18 protein-coding genes and 1 riboswitch are annotated in these 20,128 nt (G+C 72.4%); of the genes, 10 read left to right on the top strand and 8 right to left on the bottom strand.

What is annotated here, in order from left to right; all coding sequences use genetic code 11:
• Positions 1-26 precede the first annotated feature (26 nt).
• The gene (locus KME79_RS08075) at positions 27-989 is read right to left on the bottom strand and encodes a golvesin C-terminal-like domain-containing protein (protein WP_219543906.1); all 963 of its coding nucleotides are present in this window, start codon (positions 987-989) and stop codon (positions 27-29) included.
• Between the two features lie 225 nt (positions 990-1,214).
• Here KME79_RS08075 and KME79_RS08070 point away from each other — a divergent pair, with 225 nt between their 5' ends.
• Positions 1,215-3,503 (top strand): polysaccharide lyase 8 family protein, encoded by a 2,289-nt coding sequence (locus KME79_RS08070; RefSeq protein ID WP_219543905.1) that lies wholly within the window; start codon positions 1,215-1,217, stop codon positions 3,501-3,503.
• 6 nt (positions 3,504-3,509) lie between these two features.
• On the opposite strand, the gene KME79_RS08065 is transcribed toward KME79_RS08070, so the two are convergent.
• The gene (locus KME79_RS08065) at positions 3,510-4,745 is read right to left on the bottom strand and encodes an aminotransferase class V-fold PLP-dependent enzyme (protein WP_219543904.1); all 1,236 of its coding nucleotides are present in this window, start codon (positions 4,743-4,745) and stop codon (positions 3,510-3,512) included.
• Between KME79_RS08065 and KME79_RS08060 the strand changes: the two genes are divergently transcribed.
• From KME79_RS08060 to KME79_RS08040, 5 genes are all read left to right on the top strand, one after another.
• Entirely contained in the window at positions 4,744-6,138 is a 1,395-nt protein-coding gene (locus tag KME79_RS08060) for an aminotransferase-like domain-containing protein (protein ID WP_219543903.1), read from the top strand. The genes KME79_RS08065 and KME79_RS08060 overlap by 2 nt on opposite strands.
• A gap of 217 nt (positions 6,139-6,355) precedes the next feature.
• The gene (locus tag KME79_RS08055) at positions 6,356-8,707 is read left to right on the top strand and encodes a sensor histidine kinase (RefSeq protein ID WP_219543902.1); all 2,352 of its coding nucleotides are present in this window, start codon (positions 6,356-6,358) and stop codon (positions 8,705-8,707) included.
• On the top strand, positions 8,707-9,132 hold the full coding sequence (locus KME79_RS08050) for a roadblock/LC7 domain-containing protein (protein WP_148034344.1): 426 nt from the start codon (positions 8,707-8,709) through the stop codon (positions 9,130-9,132). Before KME79_RS08055 ends, KME79_RS08050 begins: the two co-directional genes overlap by 1 nt.
• Complete coding sequence (locus KME79_RS08045; RefSeq protein WP_148029748.1) at positions 9,129-9,527, top strand: DUF742 domain-containing protein; 399 nt, start codon at positions 9,129-9,131, stop codon at positions 9,525-9,527. Before KME79_RS08050 ends, KME79_RS08045 begins: the two co-directional genes overlap by 4 nt.
• Positions 9,508-10,107: a GTP-binding protein gene (locus KME79_RS08040; RefSeq protein WP_148029747.1), complete on the top strand. Its 600-nt coding sequence runs from the start codon at positions 9,508-9,510 to the stop codon at positions 10,105-10,107. The genes KME79_RS08045 and KME79_RS08040 overlap by 20 nt, the downstream gene beginning before the upstream one ends.
• A 47-nt stretch (positions 10,108-10,154) precedes the next feature.
• Here the strand turns inward: KME79_RS08040 and KME79_RS08035 are convergent, their stop codons facing one another.
• From KME79_RS08035 to KME79_RS08020, 4 genes are all read right to left on the bottom strand, one after another.
• Positions 10,155-11,069, bottom strand: a complete 915-nt coding sequence (locus KME79_RS08035) for a DUF1838 family protein (RefSeq protein ID WP_148029746.1) — start codon at positions 11,067-11,069, stop codon at positions 10,155-10,157.
• Positions 11,070-11,207: 138 nt separating this feature from the next.
• Positions 11,208-12,218: a zinc-dependent alcohol dehydrogenase gene (locus tag KME79_RS08030; RefSeq protein WP_219543901.1), complete on the bottom strand. Its 1,011-nt coding sequence runs from the start codon at positions 12,216-12,218 to the stop codon at positions 11,208-11,210.
• Entirely contained in the window at positions 12,215-13,063 is an 849-nt protein-coding gene (locus KME79_RS08025) for a fumarylacetoacetate hydrolase family protein (protein ID WP_219543900.1), read from the bottom strand. The genes KME79_RS08030 and KME79_RS08025 overlap by 4 nt, the downstream gene beginning before the upstream one ends.
• A gap of 12 nt (positions 13,064-13,075) precedes the next feature.
• Positions 13,076-13,852, bottom strand: a complete 777-nt coding sequence (locus KME79_RS08020) for an IclR family transcriptional regulator (protein ID WP_148029743.1) — start codon at positions 13,850-13,852, stop codon at positions 13,076-13,078.
• A gap of 134 nt (positions 13,853-13,986) precedes the next feature.
• Here KME79_RS08020 and KME79_RS08015 point away from each other — a divergent pair, with 134 nt between their 5' ends.
• The 4 genes from KME79_RS08015 (at position 13,987) to KME79_RS08000 (ending at position 18,413) form a co-directional block, all read left to right on the top strand.
• On the top strand, positions 13,987-14,661 hold the full coding sequence (locus KME79_RS08015) for an SDR family NAD(P)-dependent oxidoreductase (protein WP_219543899.1): 675 nt from the start codon (positions 13,987-13,989) through the stop codon (positions 14,659-14,661).
• 104 nt (positions 14,662-14,765) lie between these two features.
• A riboswitch (cyclic di-AMP (ydaO/yuaA leader) is annotated at positions 14,766-14,908 on the top strand.
• An 11-nt stretch (positions 14,909-14,919) separates the two neighbouring features.
• Positions 14,920-15,825 (top strand): D-alanyl-D-alanine carboxypeptidase family protein, encoded by a 906-nt coding sequence (locus KME79_RS08010; protein WP_246639428.1) that lies wholly within the window; start codon positions 14,920-14,922, stop codon positions 15,823-15,825.
• Between the two features lie 228 nt (positions 15,826-16,053).
• Positions 16,054-17,400 carry a hemolysin family protein gene (locus tag KME79_RS08005; protein WP_219543898.1) on the top strand — a complete coding sequence of 449 codons (1,347 nt, stop codon included), beginning with the start codon at positions 16,054-16,056 and terminating at the stop codon, positions 17,398-17,400.
• Positions 17,397-18,413, top strand: coding sequence for a hemolysin family protein (locus KME79_RS08000; protein WP_219543897.1), 1,017 nt, complete (start codon positions 17,397-17,399; stop codon positions 18,411-18,413). The genes KME79_RS08005 and KME79_RS08000 overlap by 4 nt, the downstream gene beginning before the upstream one ends.
• 92 nt (positions 18,414-18,505) lie before the next feature.
• Here KME79_RS08000 and KME79_RS07995 read toward each other — a convergent pair whose 3' ends face one another.
• Entirely contained in the window at positions 18,506-19,210 is a 705-nt protein-coding gene (locus KME79_RS07995; RefSeq protein ID WP_308248833.1) for a FadR/GntR family transcriptional regulator, read from the bottom strand.
• 175 nt (positions 19,211-19,385) lie between these two features.
• Positions 19,386-20,084 (bottom strand): N-acetylmannosamine-6-phosphate 2-epimerase, encoded by a 699-nt coding sequence (locus KME79_RS07990; RefSeq protein WP_219543895.1) that lies wholly within the window; start codon positions 20,082-20,084, stop codon positions 19,386-19,388.
• Between the last annotated feature and the right edge of the window lie 44 nt (positions 20,085-20,128).

Raw genomic sequence — 20,128 nt, 5'->3', positions numbered from 1 at the left:
CCGGGTGCCGGCGGGCTCGCCGTCGGTCAGCCGAGCGGGATGACCGGTTCGGTCGAACGGGTGGCGTAGAAGCAGCCCGTGGTGGGCAGGCTGCTCGCCGCCGGCGGCGTGGCGCCGTCGTAGACGGCCAGCAGGAAGTTCTGCGGGCACCGCCTGGTGCTGCCGGTACGGATGCCGAAGTGCAGGTGCGGACCGGTCGAGTTGCCGGTGTTGCCGGTCAGCCCGATCTGCTGCCCGGGGGCGACGGCCGCGCCGTTGGAGACCGACCACGACGAGAAGTGGCAGTACGTGTAGACGGCCCCGTCGGTTCCGGTCAGGTTGATGCCGCGCCCGCACGAGCTGTCGTCGATGACCGTCACCGTGCCGGCGCGCACCGCGTACGCCGGGGTGCCGGTCCAGACCGGGAGGTCGATCGCGGGATAGTCGTGGTGCGGGTCGTCGTACTCGCCGCGGGGCAGCGCGCTCCGGGGGACGGGCAGCGAGAACGCGACCGCTCCGGTCGAGGAGGTGATCCGGACCGCGTCGGCGACGACGTAGCCGGGCTGGCTGGTCCAGCGGCTGACGCCGACCACGTTGTAGTCGCCGGCGGCCAGGGTGAAGGTGCCGAGGCTGACCCAGCGGCCGCCGTTGGCGCGCTGGTCGACGACCACGCTGCGGGTGCCGCCTGTGGTCGCCACCATGAACGGGGTGGCGCTGTTGTAGCCGGCGTCCGCCGGATACCAGACCTCGACCAGGTGGGCCCCGGCCTCGGCGATCGACGCCTTGAACCAGGCGGCGTCGCTCGTGACGGTGTTCGGTGCCGCGAACCGGTAGTCCGCGCCGTGCCGCTGGGCGGACCATGCCGACGTGCCCCAGTCGGGGCCTGCGGTGAACCGTCCGGCGGTGGCGTTGTCGACCGTGGTGGTCGCGGCCGCCGCGGGGTCCGCCGGGCCGAGCAGGACCAGAGAGGCCGCCACGACGGTGGATAACCAGCGGGTGATGATTCTCATGGGCTGTTCCCTTGGGGGGTAGAGGGAATGACAGGTGAAAGTATTCAACCAATATGGAATCGTCAATGAAAGATATCTCCATCAACCGGTTGCTCAGCCCGAGGTCAGCGGCCGGAGTTACGGGAGGTTCGGGCGCGGCTCACCGTGGCAGAGTCGAGATAGCCACTCGCCCGTCAACCTATGATCTTTTCATGTGATATCCGCCAGATTGTCGGAAAGGCCTTCATGATTCACCCCCTCAGCCGGCGGTCCGCCCTGCTGGGCGCCGCGGCCGTGACCGGTCTCGCCCTCGGGGACAGACCGGCCGAGGCGGTCGGGAGGGCCGCGTTCGACGCCGCGCGTGAGCGCTGGGTGGACCTGCTGGCCGGCGGGACGTACCACGCCGCCCACGCCGACAAGACGCGGGCGGTCGAGGGCTCGGCCCACGCGGTGCTGCGCAAGCTGAGGCCCGACCACGATCGGCCGAGCCTGTGGCCGGACCTGCCGCTGGACGACCCCCGGACGGGCGACTTCAACCGCGCCTACAACCGGATGCGCACCCTGGCGCTGGGCTGGGCCACGCCGGGCACCGCCATGCACCGGGACGAGCAGGTCGCCGAGACGGCGGCCAGGGCGCTGGACTTCCTGTACGAGCACGCCTACCACGAGAAGCTCGACCCGAGGGGCAGCAACTGGTACTGGTGGGAGATCGGCGTGCCCCGCTCGCTGACCGACACCTGCGCGCTGATGTACGACGGCCTGCCCCAGGATCGCCTCAGACGCTGGCTGCGCCCGTTACGCCGCTGGTGCCCCGACCCGGAGCGGCGCGTCAGTCACCCCGGGGTGGTCGAGACCGGCGCCAACCGGGCGAGCAAGGCCATGGCCGTGGCGATGCGGGGACTGCTGACCCACGACGCCCGCCTCGTCAAGCGGGCCAAGGACGCGGTCTCCGACCTGCTGCGGACGACCAGGGGCCCGGGCGACGGCTTCCACCGCGACGGCTCGTTCATCCAGCACGACGTGTACCCCTACACCGGCAGCTACGGCGTCGACTACCTGGAGAGCGTGGCCAAGCTGATCGCCATGCTCGCCGGCTCGCCCTGGGCGATCCCCGACAGCGGGAAGGTCCACGACATCGTGGACCGCTCCTTCGTGCCGTTCGTCTTCGACGGGCTGATGATGGACTGCGTACGCGGCCGGGCCATCTCACGCCAGGGCCACCGCGACTACCACGCGGGGCAGAGGACGGTCGAGGCCATCCTCACCCTGCTGGAGGCGGCGCCCGAGCGCCATGCCAGGCGCTGGCGGCCGATGGTGAAGGGCTGGCTCACCCGCAACCAGGCCGTCCCGTACGAGACGCTCGCGCCGCCGGCGAGCATCGCGAAGGCCAGGGCCCTGCTGGAGGACCCGTCCGTGCCGGTCGGACCGCGCACGACGGGCACGTACGTCTTCCCCGACATGGACCGGGTCGTGCACCGCCGCCCCACCTGGGCCTTCGCGATCGCGATGAGCTCGGAGCGGATCGGCGCGGCCGAGGCCATGAACCGGGAGAACCTGCGCGGCTGGTACACCGGCGACGGCATGACGTACCTCTACACCGACGACCTCACCCACTGGAACGACGACCTGTGGCCCACGATCGACCCGTACCGGCTGCCGGGCACCACGGTCGACCGCCGCAGACGCGCCGACCTCCGGCACGGCGAGCGCCGCCTGCCGCCGACCCCGTGGGCCGGTGGCGTGGCGCTCGACGGCGGGTACGGCGTGGCGGCCATGAGGCTGGTCGCCGGCGGCTCCTCGCTGCGGGCCAAGAAGGCGTGGTTCCTGCTCGACGACGCGGTGATCGCGCTCGGCGCCGGCATCACGGCCTCCGACGGCCGCCGCGTCGAGACCGTGGTGGAGAACCGCAACACCCACGACTGCCACCCCGCGCTGACCCGGGGCGACGACTGGATCCATCTGTCCGGCGTGGGCGGCTACGCGCTGCTCGACGGCACCGCCCCGAAGCTGGTCCGCGAGAAGCGCACCGGCCGCTGGCGCGACATCGACAAGGGCGCCACCACCGGAGGCGACACCACCCGCGTCGCCAGGCACTACACGACGATCCTCGTCGACCACGGCGTCGACCCGCGCAAGGCGCGCTACGCCTACGCCGTGCTGCCCGGCGCCTCCTTCGCCCGGACCTCGACCTACCGCGAGGAGGTCGAGATCCTCGCCAACAACGGAACGGCGCAGGCGATCTCCCGCGACGGCCTGCTCGCCGCCGTCTTCTGGCGCGCGGGGACCGTGAAGACGCCGGACGGGCCGCTCGCCGCCGACGGCCCGTGCGCGCTGCTGGTCCACCGCGACGGCGGGCGGGCCAGGCTCGCGGTCTCCGACCCGTCCAGGACCGCCGGCGAGGTGAGGATCACGCTGCCCTGGGCGGTGAAGTCGCTAGGGGAACGCGACCGCGGCGTCCGCAGAGCCAAACGGGCGGTCAAGATCGAGCTGGACGGCACCCGCGGACGCACCCGCACCGCGGTGGTACGGGTCTGACCCGGGTCAGGACGATCCGGCGGCGGTGAGGCCGGCGACCGCCGCGACGACCTCGTCCACCTCCTGTTCGGTGTTGTAGTAGTGCGGCGACAGGCGCAGGCACCAGTCGACGTCCTTGTCGCCGAAGTCGAACTGCGCGAAGTGGCGGAAGCTGAGCGCCGAGTTGATCCGGCGGGCGTCCATGGCCGCCTTGAACGGCTCCGGCTCCCAGCCGTCCACGACAAAGGTGACCAGGGCGCCCAGGCGCCGGCCGTGGTCGAGGACGCGGATCCCCGGCAGGCCGGCGAGCGCGTCGCGCAGGCGGGCGGCCAGGGCTGGGGTGCGGCGGCCGATGGCGTCCATGCCGACCTCGCGGGCGTAGCGCGCGGCGGCCGCGCAGCCGAGGACGAGGGCGTACGGGAACTCCCAGTCCTCGAACCTGGCCGCCGTCTCGACCGGCTCGTAGCGGCCGGGCTCGACCCAGCGCGCCCCGTACATGTCGATGAACAGCGGTTCGTAGCCCGCGCGCAGCACCCGGTCGGACACGTACAGGAAGCCGGAGCCGCGGGGGCCGCGCAGGAACTTGCGGCAGGTGGCGGTGAGCAGGTCGCAGCCGATCTCCTCGACGTCGATCGGGTACTGGCCGACGGACTGGCAGGCGTCGACCAGGTAGAGCAGGTCCAGTTCGCGGCAGAGCCGGCCGATCTCGGCGACCGGCTGGACCAGTCCGGAGTTGGTGGGGATGTGGGTGACGGTCACCAGGCGCGGGCGGTGCAGGCGCATCAGCGCGGCCATCGCCGCCACGTCCACCCCGCCCTCGGGCACGTCGGGCGCGTGCACGATCCGTACGCCGAACCTCTTGCGCAGCGACAGGAAGGCGATCTGGTTGGAGATGAAGTCGTTGCGGGTGGTGAGGATGACGTCGCCCGCCTCGAACGGGATCGCCGACAGGGCGGTGGAGAACGCGTGGGTGGCGCTACCGGCGAAGGCGATGTTCTCGGGAGCGCAGTTGATCAGCGCGGCGGTCTCGGCGTAGAAGCCGCGGACCTGCTCGGCGCGGGCGGCCGCAGCCTCGTACCCGCCGAGGTCCGCCTCCAGCCGCAGGTGGTCGACCATCGCGGCCAGCACGGGCGCGGCCATGAGGCCGCAACCGGCGTTGTTGAAGTGCACGACGCCCGCGGCCCCGGGAGTGTCGGCGCGCAGGGCGGCGACGTCCAGAAGCGATTCTGGGGAGATGCTGGAAGCGCTATTATCGATCCTCATGTCAGACGGTAGCAGTTCGGTCGAGCTGGCGGCCAGGCTTCGCGCGGAGATCGAGCGGCTGGCGCCGGGTGACCGGCTGCCGAGCAGCCGGGAGCTGATCCGGCGCCACCGGGTGGGCCCCGCCACCGTGTCGCAGGCGATCGCCACGCTGGCCGCCGAGGGCGTGGTGGTCACCCGTCCGGGCAGCGGCACCTACGTCGCCGCCCGCGCCCGGCGGCGCGCCGAGGTGGCCGACACCTCCTGGCAGACCGTCACCCTCGCCGACCGGAGCGTGGACACCCGCCTCCTCACCGACGCCGGCGGCCCGCCGCCCGCGGGGACGATCATGCTGGACGGCGGCTACCTGCATCGGTCGCTCCAGCCCGGCAAGATCCTGACCGCGGCGCTGGCCCGCGCGGCGCGCCGCCCCGACGCCTGGGACCGCGCCCCCGCCGGCGGCCTGGCGGCCCTGCGCAGCGTGTTCGCCACCATGGCCGGCGACGGCGTGCACGCGGACGACATCCTGGTCACCGCCGGCGGGCAGAGCGCCCTGTCCATGGCGTTCCGCGCCATCGCCGGGCCCGGCGACCCCGTCCTGGTGGAGTCGCCCACCTACCCGGGGGCGATCGCGGCGGCCAGAGCGGCCGGCCTGCGCCCGGTCCCGGTGCCCATGGACGCCGACGGCCTGCGGCCCGGCCTCCTGGCCGACGCCTTCGGCATGACCCGCGCCCGCCTGCTCTACTGCCAGCCGACCCATCACAACCCCACCGGGGCCGTGCTGGCGCCGCCACGCCGCAGGGAGATCATCGACGCGGCCAGGGCGGCGGGCGCGTTCGTGATCGAGGACGACTTCGCGCGGCACCTCGGCCACGGCACGCCGGCGCCGCCGCCCCTGCTGGCCGACGACCGCGACGGCACCGTGATCTACCTGACCTCGCTCACCAAACCGGCGGCGCCGAGCCTGCGCATCGGCGCCCTGGTGGCCCGGGGCCCCGTGATGGCACGCCTGCGCGCCGTCCGGCTGGTCGACGACTTCTTCATCAGCCGCCCGCTCCAGGAGACGGCGCTCGAACTCCTCAGCTCTCCGGCGTGGGACCGGCATGTCCGCGCCCTGGCGGTGGCGCTGCGGGAGCGGTGCGGGACGCTGGCGGCCGCCGTCACGCGCGAGCTTCCCGGCTGGACACTCGACCGCGTCCCCGCGGGCGGGCTCCACCTCTGGGTCCGCCTGCCGCACGGCGCCGACGAAACCGCGGTCGCCGGCACGGCCCGTCAGCACGGCGTCGCCGTCAGCGCCGGCGACCGCTTCTTCGCCACCGAGCTCCCCGCCGCCTACCTGCGCCTCAGTTTCGCCGGCGCCGCCGACCGGGCCGAGCTGATCGAAGCCGTACGCCGGCTCGCGTCCTCCGGTCCCTGACGCGCGATCCCACATCTCAGGGCGCCCACGGGTCAGAGCACTCCGGGAAGCCCGACCCGTACTGGCAAATCGGGGGCTTTCGACTCAACTGCCTCATGGCTACGATCGGGCATCGGTCGCCGATGTGGCGATCTTCTCCAAGAACGCACCGATCGCCGAGGAGAGTGTCCCGCACGTGGCTGAGTCAGGCAGGACCGGGCGACAACGGACGGGGACGATGGACGACGGGAACGGGTTAGCGGGGCCGTCCGGCGACGGCCCACGGCGACGGGGCGGTGTCCGGCGGCTGCCGTTGCGCACCGTGCTGCTCATCGTCGTGTTCGTGCCGAGCCTGACCTTCGCCCCGCTGCTCGCTTCGGGCATGAACCAGTTGTTCACGCAGTGGCAGGCGGAGAAGGCCCAGATGGACCTGGCCACCACCACGGTGGGCGTACCCGCGTCCGCCCTGTTCTTCGGCCTCGACCGGGAGCGGCGGCTCACCGCGGAGGTGCTGGCCGGCTCGGCGAGCGCCCGCGCCGAGCTCACCGAGCAGCGCCGGGTGACCGACCAGGCCGTGGCAGCGTTCCGTCCGCTGACCGCCCTGGACGTCCCCGACGCGCAGGAAGGGCTCGCCGACGCCATCGCCGAAACCGATCGCGGCCTCGGCCTCCTCGCCGAGCAGCGCCGGGCGGTGGACGCCGGCCGGTCCGGCGCGCAGCGCGCGTTCGACTACTACAGCGGCGTGCTGGAGTCGGGCCTCGGCGTGCTGACCACGCTCGGCAGGACCGACGAGGGCCAGGTCAACAGGGAGGCGCAGGCGCTGAGCGACCTTTACTGGGTCGTCAACCTGCTCGGCCGCGAAGACGCCGTGCTGGCCCGCGGCTGGGGGACGGGGCGCCTGACGAGGAACGAGTACGTCCTCGTCTCCGACGCCATCGGCGCCAGGAACCACCTCATGCGCTCCCGGGTGATCCCCGCTCTCAAGGGCGACGAGACCCCGTACGCGAAGCTGACGGACGGCAAGGCGTGGGCGACCATGACCGCCATGGAGGAGCGGCTGATCACCAGCGCCCCCGAGGGTGACCAGGTGACGCTCCGCGGCGACAGCGTCGCCTGGCGCTCCTCGGTGGAGGCGGTCACCGGACAGCTGCGGCAGCTGCTCGACCTCCGGTTCGAGAACGTCAGCAAGATCGGTTACGACCACGCCCGCATGGTCTTCACCGTCTTCGTCAGCATCTCCAGCGTCGGCCTGCTCGCCCTGGCTCTGGTGATCTTCACCAGCTGGCGGCTCACCGCCATTCTCCGCCGCCGCATCCTGCACCTGCGCCACGAGGCCCACGAGCTCCAGGAGCGGCTGCCCGACGTGGTCGCCCGGCTCGAACGCGGCGAGGACGTCGACGTGGACGCGGAGGTGCGCACGCTCCAGCCCACCCCCGACGAGCTCGGCGAGCTCGGGCAGGCGCTCAACCTGGCCAGCCGCAGCGCCGTGCTCACCGCCGTGCGGCAGGCCGAGCAGCACCGCGGCTTCCAGCGCATGCTCCAGCGCATCGCCCGCCGCACCCAGATCCTCATCGGCCTGCAGCTGAAGAAGCTGGACGAGCTGGAGCGCAGGCACGAGGACCCCGAGGTGCTGGAGGGCCTGTTCGACCTGGACCACCTCACCGCCCGGCTGCGCCGCTACGAGGAGAACCTGGTGATCCTGGGCGGCGGGCAGCCGCAGCGCCGCTGGCGCAAGCCCGTCCACCTGCTCGACGTCCTGCGCGCCGCGCAGGGCGAGGTCCAGGACTACCGCCGGATCGCGATCGACGTCGAGGGCGAGTCCTGGATCGCGGAGCGCGCGGTCGGACCGCTGGTCCACGTCCTGGCCGAGCTCATGGAGAACGCCACCGCCTTCTCCAGGCCGCTGACCCCCGTGGAGGTGCGCGCCGCGCCGGTCAGCCGGGGCGTCGCCGTGGAGATCGAGGACCGCGGCCTGGGCATGGAGCCCGAGCAGTACGAGGCCGCCAACGACCTGTTGCGGTCGCCGCCGCGGCTCGACGTGATGACCCACGCCGACGACGTGCGTCTCGGCCTGTACGTGGTCGCCCGGCTCTCCGCGGGCCTGGGACTCAAGGTGGAGCTGCGGTCGTCGGCCTTCGGCGGCACCCGGGTCATCGTGCTGATCCCCGAGTCGCTGGTGGTGGACCGGCCCCGCGCGGTGCCGGTTCCCGAGGAGGTCTCCAGTCCCCGGGAAGACGCCCGCCCGGCTCACGAGGAAGGCGATCTGCCGGCCCGTTCCAGAGGACGCGCGATGGCGCACGTGACCGCCTCGGCGTCACCGGAACGGGACGACGCGCCGGCGACGTCCGGCCTCCGGCCGCTCCCCCAGCGGGTGCGCCAGGCCAGCCTCGCCGCGGAGCTCAAGGTCCCGGCGGCCAGAGACGAACGGACCGGCCAGGAGTTCGCCGTGCGCGACCAGCCCGGCCGGTCCAGTGCCGCGATCGGCGCCTTCCAGAGGCAGTCCCGCAAGCGCCGGACCGGTGACGACGCCTCCCGGCCCGGGCAGGGCGGATCCGCCGAGTCCAGTTCCCCTACGACGGAAGATCGATGATGACGCAGCGCACCACCGCCACGAACATAGACGTGGACTGGCTCCTGGACGGCCTGGTCGACCGGGTCGCGGGCACCCGGCACGCCATCGTGCTGTCCGACGACGGCCTGGTGATCAGCCGGTCCAGGACCATCGAACGCGCGGACGCCGAACGCCTGGCGGCGATCGCCACCGGCCAGCAGAGCCTGGCCCGCGGCGTGGGGCAGCTGTTCAGCGGCGGCCCGGTCCACCAGGTGATCATCGAGATGGCCGACCTGTGGCTGTTCGTCACGGCGGCGGGCCGGGGGACCCATCTGGCCGTGGTCGCGTCCCAGGAGGTCGACGCCGAGCTGATGAGCGTCGCGATGCACACCCTGATCCAGCAGGTGGGCCAGGCGCTGGGCACCGAGGCGCGCCCCCCGCATGACGGGGGGAGACACGGATGAGGCACTGGACGGAGGGCTTCGAGGACGAAGACGCCGACGAGTCCCTCGTCCGTCCCTACACGATCACCGGCGGACGGACCGCGCCCGAGCGGGACGACCTGGCGCTGATCACCCTGGTGACGACGGTCTCCGAGGCCTTTCCGGAAGCCGCGCGCGGCCGGAGAAGGATGCAGCCGGAGCACCGCACCATCTTCACGCTCTGCAAGCGGCCGCTGGCGGTGGCCGAGGTCGCCGCCGCGCTGAACCTGCCGGTGTCGGTGACCAAGATCCTCATCGGCGATCTGATCGAGTCGGGTCAGGTGCTGGCCCGGCCGCCGCTCTCCTTCGCACAGGCAGGCGGTTTCCCCGACATGGCAATCCTTGAGGCGGTGAGGGATGGGCTACGCGAACTCTGACCATGCGGACGCCGCTCCCCTGGCAGTGAAGATCCTGGTCGCCGGCGGTTTCGGCGTCGGGAAGACGACCCTGGTCGGCGCGGTGAGCGAGGTCGCCCCCCTGCGCACGGAGGAGTACCTGACCCACGCCAGTGTCGGCGTCGACGACCTGGAGGGCGTGGGCGGCAAGTCCACCACCACCGTCGCGCTGGACTTCGGCCGCATCACCATCAACAGGCAGCTCGTGCTCTACCTGTTCGGCACGCCCGGCCAGGAGCGCTTCTGGTTCATGTGGAACGACCTCGTCAACGGGGCGATGGGCGCGGTCGTCCTGGTGGACACCCGCCGGCTGGAGGTGAGCTTCGCGTCGATCGACTTCTTCGAGAGCCGCGGCATCCCCTTCGTCGTCGGCGTCAACTGCTTCCACGGTGTCCGTGACCGGACGCGGGAGGAGATCCGCAAGGCGCTCGACCTCGACCCGCAGGTGCCGCTGGTGCTCGGTGACGCCCGCGACCGGGCGGCGGGGCGCGACGTGCTGCTGGCGCTCATCGACCACCTGATGGCCACCCGGTCCCGCACCGCGCCGCATCCCGTGGCCTGACGCGTCCTACCAGGCGGAGCCGTCGTGGCTCCGCCTTGGCGGGCGGTTCAGGCGCGGCCGTTGGCGGCGCACCAGCCTGCCCAGGTGGTGGCGCCCTTGCCGAGCTGCTTGTTGTAGAAGGAGGTCCACGAGTTCTCGCTCGGCCCAGGCGCGCCGGGGGCGGCCTTGTACAGCGGATGGCTCTTCTCGACCTCGGCCCGCAGCCACGGCTCGATGTCGGCGTACGAGCTCAGCGACCAGCTGCGGGCGTGGTAGGTGAGCTGGCCGCGCACGTCGGTCTCCGCCAGGCACATGAACGGCGCCCACGGGCTGGTCCGCGACCAGCTGATCTTCGTCTTCATCGCGCCGGACGGGACGCCGGGCTTGGTGCGGGCCGCCACCTCGCGGTCGTCCACGGAGAAGTCGAACATCTCCTGCGCCGCGTACACGCCGCCGACCAGGCCGAACCGCTCGCCGAGGGTGGCGCCGAAGTCCGTCCGCACGGGGATGTCGCTGGTCCACACGGTCTCGTCGTGCAGGCGCTGCAGCGGCGGGCCGACGTAGGAGGAAGTGATCGGGAACGGGCCGAAGTTGACCGTGTCGTTGTTGATGGGGACGACGGGATACGTCTTGCCGTCGACCGGGTTCTTCCACGTGCGCACGACGTGCTTCGGGTCGGCCGGGTCGGTGTAGAAGACGATCTCGCGGGAGAGCTGGTAGAGCTGGGTCGTCCCGGGGACCCGGTACAGCCGCCGGATGTTGTAGCCCTCGATGTTGAAGAGCTTCTGGCCGTGGCGCAGCTCCGGGTCCAGGCTGTTGCCCTCGATGTTCGCGTACACCGAGCCGGAGATCCGGAAGACCATGTCCTTCCCGTCCGGGCGTCCGAACGTCTGGAGGGAGAGCTTCGCGCTCTTGTCGGTGACCGTCTTGTAGACGGGCCCGGGGTCTGTGGGGGCGCCGCCGTCCGCCGCCGCGCCCGGCATGCCGGTACCGAGGACCAGGACGACAAGGGCTAAGAGCCCCGTAACGCTTCGTTTTAACACGTGAACGCCTTTCACTTGGAGACGCAAGCGAACAGCGCCATATGTGATCATGCCGAGCGAAGGGTTGTCCAGGCGGCGTCAGCGCCGGGGGTCGATGTGGATCTTCGGACCGGCGCCTCCGGGACGGCGGCCGGCGAGGACGCCGGCCGTCTCGGCGAGGCCGACCGTGGCCGCGACCAGCGGGCGGGCGTCCACCGAGCCGTCGGCGTAGGCGGCGATCGCGCCGGCCAGACCGGCCGAGCCGCCCAGGATGCCGACGGCGGTGACGTCCTTGAGCACGAGGTCGCGGGTGTCGAGGGTGGACGGGGTCCGGGCCAGGCCGATGTAGACGAGGCGGCCGGCGGGTTCGACGAGGTCGAGCGCGAGTGCGGGCAGTCCGGGCGCGTTGGAGGCGTCGATGACGGCGTGCCAGGGCAGCGCGGGCAGCGACGCCCTGGTCCAGGCGCCGGTGAAGCCGAGGTCCGCGGCCAGGCGCAGGCCCTCGTGGTCGCGGCCCATCAGGTGGACCTCGACGCCTTGGGCGCGGGCGAACAGCGCCGCGAGCAGGCCGATCGTGCCAGTCCCCAGGACCAGCAGCCGCTCGCCCGGATCCAGGGCGGGGCCGCGGACGGCCCGCAGCGCGTTGCCGCCGGGCTCGACGAGGGCGCCGAGCGCGGGGTCCACGGTGTCCGGCAGCCGGTGCAGGGCGGTGACGGGCACGGCGACTTGTTCGGCCAGCGCGCCGGGGCGGCCCCGGCTGATGCCGATCTCGGCCAGCTCGGCGCACACGTGGTGGCGGCCGGCGCGGCAGCGGGCGCAGTGGCCGCAGCCGAGCATGGTGTCGCCGGTGACGCGGCGGCCGAGCCAGGCGGGGTCCACGCCCTCGCCGGCGGCCGTGACGCGCCCGCACCACTCGTGGCCCGGCCGTAACGGGTAACGGGACCGGCCGGTGCTCAGATAGCTCATGTGGCCGGTGAACAGCTCGACGTCGGTGCCGCACACGCCGGCCCTTTCGACGTCCACCACCACCTCCCCGGGCGCGGCGACCGGCGGCTCGACCTCCTGGACCTCCGCCTCCCCCGGGCCGGTCAGCACCAGCGCCCGCGTCACCGGGGGCCGATCACCTTCTGGCGCTGGCTGCCCAGGCCGTCGATGCCGAGCTCCATCACGTCGCCGGGCCGGAGCCAGACGGGCGGGTTCTGGCCCATGCCGACGCCGGGCGGGGTGCCGGTGTTGATCAGGTCCCCCGGCTCCAGCACCATGAACTGGCTCAGGTGGTGCACGATGACGTACGGGTCGAAGATCATCGTCTTGGTGGTGCCGGTCTGGCGGCGCACGCCGTTGACCGTCAGCCACATGCCGAGGTTCGTGACGTCGGCGATCTCGTCAGGGGTGACGAGCCAGGGACCGGCCGGGTTGAAGGTCTCCGCGGACTTGCCCTTGCTCCACTGGCCGCCGCGCTCCATCTGGAAGGCGCGCTCGCTGACGTCGTTGACCACGCAGTAGCCGGCGATGGCGTCGCGGGCCTCCTCCACCGAGTCGAGGTAGGAGGTGCGCCTGCCGATGACGATGCCGAGCTCGACCTCCCAGTCGGTCTTGGTGGAGCCGCGCGGGATGCGCACGTCGTCGTACGGCCCGACCAGGGTGTTGGGCGACTTGGTGAACAGGATCGGCTCGTCGGGGACGGCCTGGCCGGTCTCGGCGGCGTGGTCGCTGTAGTTGAGGCCGATGCAGAGGATCTGGTGCGGCCTGGCGATCGGGGCGCCGACGCGCTCGCCGGCGAACGCGCGGCGCCGGCCCGCGGCGACCCGGTCGGCGAGCAGGGCGGCGCCTCCCCGGGCGAAGAACCGCTCGTCGAAGTCGGGGGTGACGTCGGAGACGTCGATGTAGTGGGTCTCGTCCACGCGGACGACGGGCTTCTCGGCGCCTGGCGCGCCGATGCGCATGAGCTGCACGTGTCTTCTCCGTTAGCTGGAAGGGGGCCGATCGCCGGAGACGATGGCGAGGATGGCGGGCAGGTCGTCCACGAGCGCCCGCACGGGGGTGCGGTAGGCGAGGCCGCTGATGCTGATCGCACCGCTGGGCACGGTGGGCGAGGTCAGGTAGGCCGGGACCGCCAGGCAGTTGACGCCCGGCTCGTTCTCCTGGTCGTCGACGGCATAGCCCTGCCTGCGGACCCGTACCAGCTCGGCGTGCAGTTCCCCGGCCGTGCCGATGGAGCGGCCGGTGGGCCGCTCCAGCGTCCTGTCGCCCACCCAGGCGCGCACCGCGTCCTCGTCGGGCAGTGCGGCGGCCAGCAGCATCTTGCCCACGCCGGTGCAGTGGGCCGGGTTGCGGCCGCCCACCACGGAGCTCAGCCGCACCGCCCCGGACGGCGGGTCGAGCTTGGAGCGGTAGACGACCCAGGGGCCGTCGAGCACCGCGTAGTGCACCGTCTCGCCGTACCGGTCGCACAGCGCCTCAAGGATCGGGGTCACCCGGACGTGGTCGGGGCGGGCCTCGTGGTGGGCGAAGGCCATGCGCAGGAACTCGTCGCCGAGCACGTAGCGGCCGTGTCCGTGCCGGCTGGCGAACCCGGCCCGGCGCAGCGAGGCCAGCGCGCGGTGCACCGTCGGCTTCGAGCTGTCCACCGCCCGCGCCATCTCCTCCAGCCCCACCCCGTCGGGGTGACGGGCCAGCTCCGCGAGCACCGCCAGCACGCGATCGGAGCCTACGAGCCGCTGCTCCTCCGTCCATTCGGGCATATTCCGTACGTTAGACCGTCGTTCCAGGAAACGGAAGTTGCTCCCGGAGAAGCCTTCCCTCAGGCGGCGGGAGCCGGTTAGCCTCGCAGACAGTTCCACTCATGTGTTATCGGTTCCAACTATTGGAAAGAGACATGCGCACCGCTCTCATCACCGGCGGGGTCAGCGGCCTGGGCAGAGCCGCCGCCGTCCGCCTGGAAGCCGACGGCGTCCGGGTCGTCACCCTCGACGTCGCCGACGGCGCGGACCTGGTCGTGGACGTCACCGACGCCGCCGCCGTCCAGGCCGCCGCCGACGAGATCGGCCCGGTCGACATCCTGGTCAACTCCGCCGGGATCGTCGGCCCCAACGCCCCGCTCTGGCAGCTCCCGCTCGACGGCTGGCGGCGCACCTTCGAGGTCAACGTCGACGGCACCTTCCACACCTGCCGCGCCTTCGTGCCCGGCATGCGCGAGCGCGGGTGGGGCCGCGTCGTCAACATCGCCAGCATGGCCGGCAAGGACGGCAACCCCGACATGGCGCCGTACTCCGCCTCGAAGGCCGCCGTCATCGCGCTGACCAAGTCGCTCGGCAAGGAACTCGCCACCAGCGGCGTGCTGGCCAACGTGATCGCCCCGGCCGTCATCGAGACCCCGATGAACGCCGACACCGGCCCGGAGGCGCTGGCGCACATCACCGGGCTCATCCCGATGCGCCGCGTCGGCCGCCCCGAGGAGGTCGCCGAGCTGATCGCCTGGCTGGCTTCCGACAAGGTCAGCTTCTCCACCGGCGCCGTGTACGACATCAGCGGCGGACGCGCCACGTACTGAGCTTCATAGGCGAACATTTGACCGTTTTGTGCCTTTTTGCTACGTTTGAGGCTTGCAGCAGCGGGGTCCGCCATGCGACCGCTGCGTTCTGCCCGGACCGCGCCTTCGCGCGGCCGCCTAATCCGCCATCCGGCGGAGCCGGGGACCCACTCTCATTCCGGGGTGAATCGGCGCCCGATCTCGCGCCGTAGGGCACTTCCACGCCCGAACCCGTCAGCTAACCCGGTAGGCGGCATGGAAGCTAGGAGCAATCCCCTCATGCGTCTCACCCATCGGATCAGCCATCGGATCAGCCATCGGATCAGCAGCGCCCTGCTCGGCCTCGCCGTAGCCGCGGGCGCCATGACCACCGCCGCCGGCGCCGCCCAGGCCGCCACTCCGGCCGCGGCCGTCGAGCGGCCCCTCGCCAACGCCCCCTCCGTGGCCGGCAGCGCCGCGTACCTGATGGACGCGAAGAGCGGCGAGGTGCACTTCAGCAAGGAGGCCGACCTGCGCAGGCCGGTCGCCAGCCTCACCAAGGCGATGACCGCCTACACCGTGCTCAAGCAGGCCAAGCCGACGGACAAGGTCACGATCACCGCCGAGGACGTCGAGTACGGCAGCCAGGGCGGCGCGTCGGTGGCCCACCTGCGCGCCGGCGACACCCTCACCGTCGAGAACCTGCTGTACGGGCTGATGCTCCCGTCCGGCGCCGACGCCGCGCACGCGCTCGCCCGCGCCTACGGCCCCGGCGTGCCCGGGTTCGTCGCCGAGATGAACGACACCGCCCGCAAGCTCGGCATGACCGACACCGTGTACGTGAACGCCGACGGCATGCCCTACCAGGGCGGCGGCCACTCCACCGCCCGCGACCAGGCGACACTCGCCAAGGCGACGCTGGACGACCCGACCCTCAAGAAGATCACCTCGACCCGGTACCACGCCGTGGAGTCGACGTCCGAGCACGGCTCGTACGCGTGGAAGAACACCAACCGCCTCCTCGCCGCGCCGGGCGCCCTCGGCGTGAAGACCGGCTACACCAGGGACGCGGGCTACACGCTCGCCTTCGCCGGCGAGCGCGACGGCAACCGCCTGGTCGGCGTGATCCTCGGCGAGACCGACTCCGGCCGCCGCTTCCAGACCGCGCAGGCTCTGCTGGACTGGGGGCACGCGGGCCACCGATAGGTCCCTTTCCTGCTTGTTGCCTGGGAAGATGTGGCCTGGTGGCAGCCGGGGCCGCACGATCGGCTAGCGTCGAAAACGGCGCGTGCGGACGGTTTGTCCGGCACGCGCCCACTCGCCGGTCGCAGGTCCAGGCCCCGGCTTCGAAAGGAAAGAGATGGTGGAGCCGGTGCCGGCTGACCTGAACACGATTGAGTGCCGAGGCGCGGTGCCGGGACGGGGGTGCGCGCGATGAGCGTCGCGCTGGGCCTGGTGGCCATCTTCGTCCTCACCCTGGCCACCGGCTACTTCGTCGCCCAGGAGTTCGCCTACGTCACCGCCGACCGGCTCGCGCTGACGCAGCAGGCGGCCGCAGGCGACAAGAAGGCGGCCAAGGCCGTCAAGGTGCTGGAGCGGCTGTCGTTCATGCTGTCCGGCGCGCAGCTCGGCATCACCGTCACCGCGCTCGTGGTCGGCTTCATCGCCCGCCCGGCCCTGGCCGACCTGATCTCACCCGCCCTGACCGCGCTCGGCATGCCGGCGGGCGCGGTGGACGCGGTGGCGCTGGCGATCGGGTTCGCGCTCGCCACGATCATCCAGATGGTGATCGGCGAGCTCGCCCCGAAGAACCTGGCGCTGGCCAGGCCGGAGCCGCTGGCCCGCGCGCTGGCCTCGTCGACCCTGATCTACCTGGCCGTGGCCGGGCCGATCATCAAGCTGTTCGACGCCACCGCCAACAGGCTGCTGCGCGCGGTCGGGATCGAGCCGGTCGAGGAGCTGCACCACGGCGCCACCCTGGAGGAGCTCGGCCACATCATCGGCGAGTCCGAGGCGCACGGCCACCTGCCCGGCAGCCAGGCCGACGTGCTGGAGCGGGCGCTCGCCTTCTCCGACCACACCGCCGAAGAGGTCATGGTGCCCCGGGCCGACGTGGTGGCCGTCGCCGCGTCGGCGACCGTCGCCGAGCTGGACGAGCTCATCGCCGCCCACGGCCACACGCACTATCCGGTGCTCGGCGCCACGCTGGACGACGTCGCCGGGCTGGTCAGCCTGCGGGACGTCGCCGCCGTGCCGACCGGCGCGGCGGCCACCACCCGGGTCGGCGACCTGGCCCGCGAGGTGCTCGTCGTGCCGTTCTCGCAGCCGCTGCCGGACCTGGCCGGCCAGCTCCACGCGCGCGGCGAGGAGGTGGCCTGCGTGGTCGACGAGCACGGCGGCCTGGCCGGCCTGGTCACCTGGGAGGACGTCGCCGAAGAGCTGGTCGGGGAGATCGCCGACGAGAACGACGCCGACACGCCCGCCGCGGTGCGCCGCGGCGACGGCTGGGAGCTGGACGCGGGCCTGCGGATAGACGAGATCGCCCTGGCCACGGACCTGAGTCTGCCGGACGAGGACGACTACGACACGCTGGCCGGGCTCATCCTGCACCGGCTGGGCCGCTTCGCCGTGCCCGGCGACGTGATCACCGCGGACCTGCCCGCCACCCTCGACCCCGGCGCGCCCACCCACGCCCGCATCGAGGTGCTGACCCTGAACCGCCACGTCCCCGAGCGCGTCCGCCTCACCCCGTACCGGCACGAAGGCGAGCAGCAGTCGTGAACCTGTCCCTGGGCCTGGCCCTCACCCTGTTCCTGCTGGCCGGCAACGGCTTCTTCGTCGCCGCCGAGTTCGCCCTGGTCGCCGCCAAGCGCCACCGCCTGGAGAAGGCCGCCGCGCAGGGCAGCCGGTCCGCCGCGGCGGCGCTGGCGGGGATCAAGGAGCTGTCGCTGATGCTGGCCGGCGCCCAGCTCGGCATCACGCTCTGCTCGCTCGGCCTCGGCGTGGTCTCCGAGCCGCTCATCGCCGGCACGCTCACCCCGCTGTTCCACGCCGCCGGGCTGCCCGAGGCCGCCGCGCACGCGGTCGCCTTCGTCATCGCGCTGGCCATCGTGACCTTCCTGCACATGGTCCTCGGCGAGATGGCGCCCAAGTCCTGGGCGATCGCTCATCCGGAGCGCTCGGCCACCGTCCTGGCGCTGCCGTTCCGCGGCTTCACGCTGGTCGTCCGTCCCGTGATCAGCGTGCTGAACGCCGTCAGCGACGCGCTGCTCCGCCTGTTCAAGGTCCGGCCCCGGGAGGGTGACGCCAACCCGCGCACCCCCGAGCAGCTCCAGCACCTGGTGGAGGAGTCGCGCAGGCTCGGGCTCATCGAGGCCGACGACCACGCCGTGCTCACCCAGGCCCTGCACGCCCCGAACACCGGCATCGCCGGGCTGATCACCCCGATCGACCGGATCGTCGGCGTGCCCGCCGCCGCCTCGGCCCAGGACGTGGTCGACGCCTGCCTGAGCGCCGGACGCTCGCGCCTGATCGTCGGCCCCGCCGCGGCGCCGCTGGGCGTCGTCCACATCCGCGACGCCTACCTGGCGCGCCGCCGCTCCCGCGACGTCACCGCCGAGCAGCTCGCCTACCGCGTCCCGGCCCTGCACGCGGGCGCCTCGGTGTCGGACGCGGTGTCGGCGCTCCGGGCCGGCCACAGCCAGCTCGCGCTCGTCCGCGACGACGACGCCACGATCGGCATCGTCAGCCTCGACGACCTGCTGACCACCCTGCTGGTGCCCGCGGCGCGCTGACGTCCAGGGTGCTTCTCCGCCCCGGCTCGTGACCTACCTGCTGATCCTCGTACGTCTGATGGCTCGTCGGTCTCCGAGCATCAGCGGGATCGTCACCGGCCCTCAGGTCGTCCGTCCACGGCGTTCCCGGAATCCCGCAGGTGGGTGGCGAGCTGTTTGCGCACGGGCCCGTAGTGGGCCTCGATCGCCGCCTGGAAGGCGGCCACGTCGCGCCGCCGGGCGGCCGCCACGATCTCCGCGTGCGCGTCGGCCGTCTCCCGTCCGTCGGCGGTGGACGGGGCCAGCAACGGGGCGACCATGCTGTGGACGTCCCAGAACGCCCCGGTGAGCTGCTGGACGAGGTCGATCTTCAGCGGCTCCATGAGCAGCAGGTGGAAGGCGCGGTCCTGCTCGACGAACGTCTCCCCCTTGTCGGCCAGCTCGCGCATCTCGGACACCAGCGCGGCCAGGGCGTCGAAGTGGGGCTCCTCCAGAGCCGCCACGAGGGAGGCCGCCAGGCCCTGTTCGAGCAGCTGACGAACGCCGATCACCTCGCCGAGCACGGTGAAGTCGTCGCGGCTGCTCAGCTGGACGCGGAAGGCGAGGCTCTCCACCAGGGCCACCAGGGACAGGCGGCCGACGTACATGCCGTGGCCGTGCCGCACCTCCACGATGTCGAGGGCGCTCAGCGTCTTGATCGCCTCACGCACGCTGGAGCGGCTCGCCCCCAAGCTCTCGCAGAGCACGGACTCGGTGGGCAGCGGATCGCCGGGCTTCAGATGGTTCCGCAGGATGAACGCCTTGATCTGCTCCGTCACCTCCTGCCGCCGCAACGGATGCCGCCCCGTGGCGGGTCCAGGGAAGTCCAGCGCCATCTTCTGCCTTTCCCGCGATGCCGGTCTCTGGCGTGCACCCTAAGCATAGGACGTCAGACGTCGTACGCCTCCCGGCTGCACCGGGTGCCCGGGGACGATTCTGCCGGAACCATGGCTGTCACGCCCCCGGCCTCGTCACCCTGTCGGCGAACCAGCGGGTGATGGTCGTCGGGTGGGTGATGGCGGTGCCGACGACCACGGCGTACGCGCCCGCCTCGACGGCTGCGGCGGCCTGCTCCGCTGTGTGGACCCGCCCCTCGGCGATCACCGGGACGGGCAGGTCGCGGGCGAGCCCGGCGACCAGTTCGAGGTCGGGGCCGGGTCCCGGGCGGGAGTACGCCGTGTACCCGGACAGGGTCGTCCCGACCACGTCCGCGCCTGCCTCGGCGGCGGCGATCCCTTCCTCGTACGTGGAGACGTCCGCCATCACCAGCCGGCCGGTACGGTCGTGCACGGCCTTGACGGTTTCGGCGAGCGTGCGGCCGTCGGGGCGCGGTCTGCGGGTGCCGTCCACGGCCACGATGTCCACGCCGGTCGCGGCGACGGCGAGCGCGTGGTCGAGGGTCGGCGTGATGAAGACGTCGCCGTCGCCGTCCTTCCACAGGCCGATGAGCGGCAGGTCCAGCGCCGCGCGGATCCGCCGCAGGTCCTCCAGCCCCTGCGCCCGGATCCCCGCCGCCCCGCCGGCGGCCACCGCCCGCGCCACCCGGCACATCGTGTCCGGGTCACGCATCGGCTCCCCGGGGTACGCCTGACACGACACCACCAGACGGCCCCGAATAGCGGCCAGCGCAGGGTGCTCAGCGGCCGACGTCATGATCCTCCTCGATGGTGCTCGCGCGAATCCTCGATGGTGCTCGC

The sequence above is a fragment of the Nonomuraea harbinensis genome (assembly GCF_019396385.1).
Classification (GTDB): Bacteria; Actinomycetota; Actinomycetes; order Streptosporangiales; family Streptosporangiaceae; genus Nonomuraea; species Nonomuraea ferruginea.
Note: the sequence above shows the minus strand (reverse complement) of the source record. Positions and strands in the feature narration are given on the sequence as shown.

Bases quoted from the DNA above. Each gene is read 5' to 3' on its own strand.
- KME79_RS08075 (WP_219543906.1), bottom strand. From the start codon at position 989: ATGAGAATCATCACCCGCTGGTTATCCACCGTCGTGGCGGCCTCTCTG.
- KME79_RS08070 (WP_219543905.1), top strand. From the start codon at position 1,215: ATGATTCACCCCCTCAGCCGGCGGTCCGCCCTGCTGGGCGCCGCGGCC.
- KME79_RS08060 (WP_219543903.1), top strand. From the start codon at position 4,744: ATGTCAGACGGTAGCAGTTCGGTCGAGCTGGCGGCCAGGCTTCGCGCG.
- KME79_RS08065 (WP_219543904.1), bottom strand. From the start codon at position 4,745: ATGAGGATCGATAATAGCGCTTCCAGCATCTCCCCAGAATCGCTTCTG.
- KME79_RS08055 (WP_219543902.1), top strand. From the start codon at position 6,356: ATGGACGACGGGAACGGGTTAGCGGGGCCGTCCGGCGACGGCCCACGG.
- KME79_RS08050 (WP_148034344.1), top strand. From the start codon at position 8,707: ATGACGCAGCGCACCACCGCCACGAACATAGACGTGGACTGGCTCCTG.
- KME79_RS08045 (WP_148029748.1), top strand. From the start codon at position 9,129: ATGAGGCACTGGACGGAGGGCTTCGAGGACGAAGACGCCGACGAGTCC.
- KME79_RS08040 (WP_148029747.1), top strand. From the start codon at position 9,508: ATGGGCTACGCGAACTCTGACCATGCGGACGCCGCTCCCCTGGCAGTG.
- KME79_RS08035 (WP_148029746.1), bottom strand. From the start codon at position 11,069: ATGCCGGGCGCGGCGGCGGACGGCGGCGCCCCCACAGACCCCGGGCCC.
- KME79_RS08020 (WP_148029743.1), bottom strand. From the start codon at position 13,852: ATGCCCGAATGGACGGAGGAGCAGCGGCTCGTAGGCTCCGATCGCGTG.
- KME79_RS08015 (WP_219543899.1), top strand. From the start codon at position 13,987: ATGCGCACCGCTCTCATCACCGGCGGGGTCAGCGGCCTGGGCAGAGCC.
- KME79_RS08010 (WP_246639428.1), top strand. From the start codon at position 14,920: ATGCGTCTCACCCATCGGATCAGCCATCGGATCAGCCATCGGATCAGC.
- KME79_RS08005 (WP_219543898.1), top strand. From the start codon at position 16,054: ATGAGCGTCGCGCTGGGCCTGGTGGCCATCTTCGTCCTCACCCTGGCC.
- KME79_RS07990 (WP_219543895.1), bottom strand. From the start codon at position 20,084: ATGACGTCGGCCGCTGAGCACCCTGCGCTGGCCGCTATTCGGGGCCGT.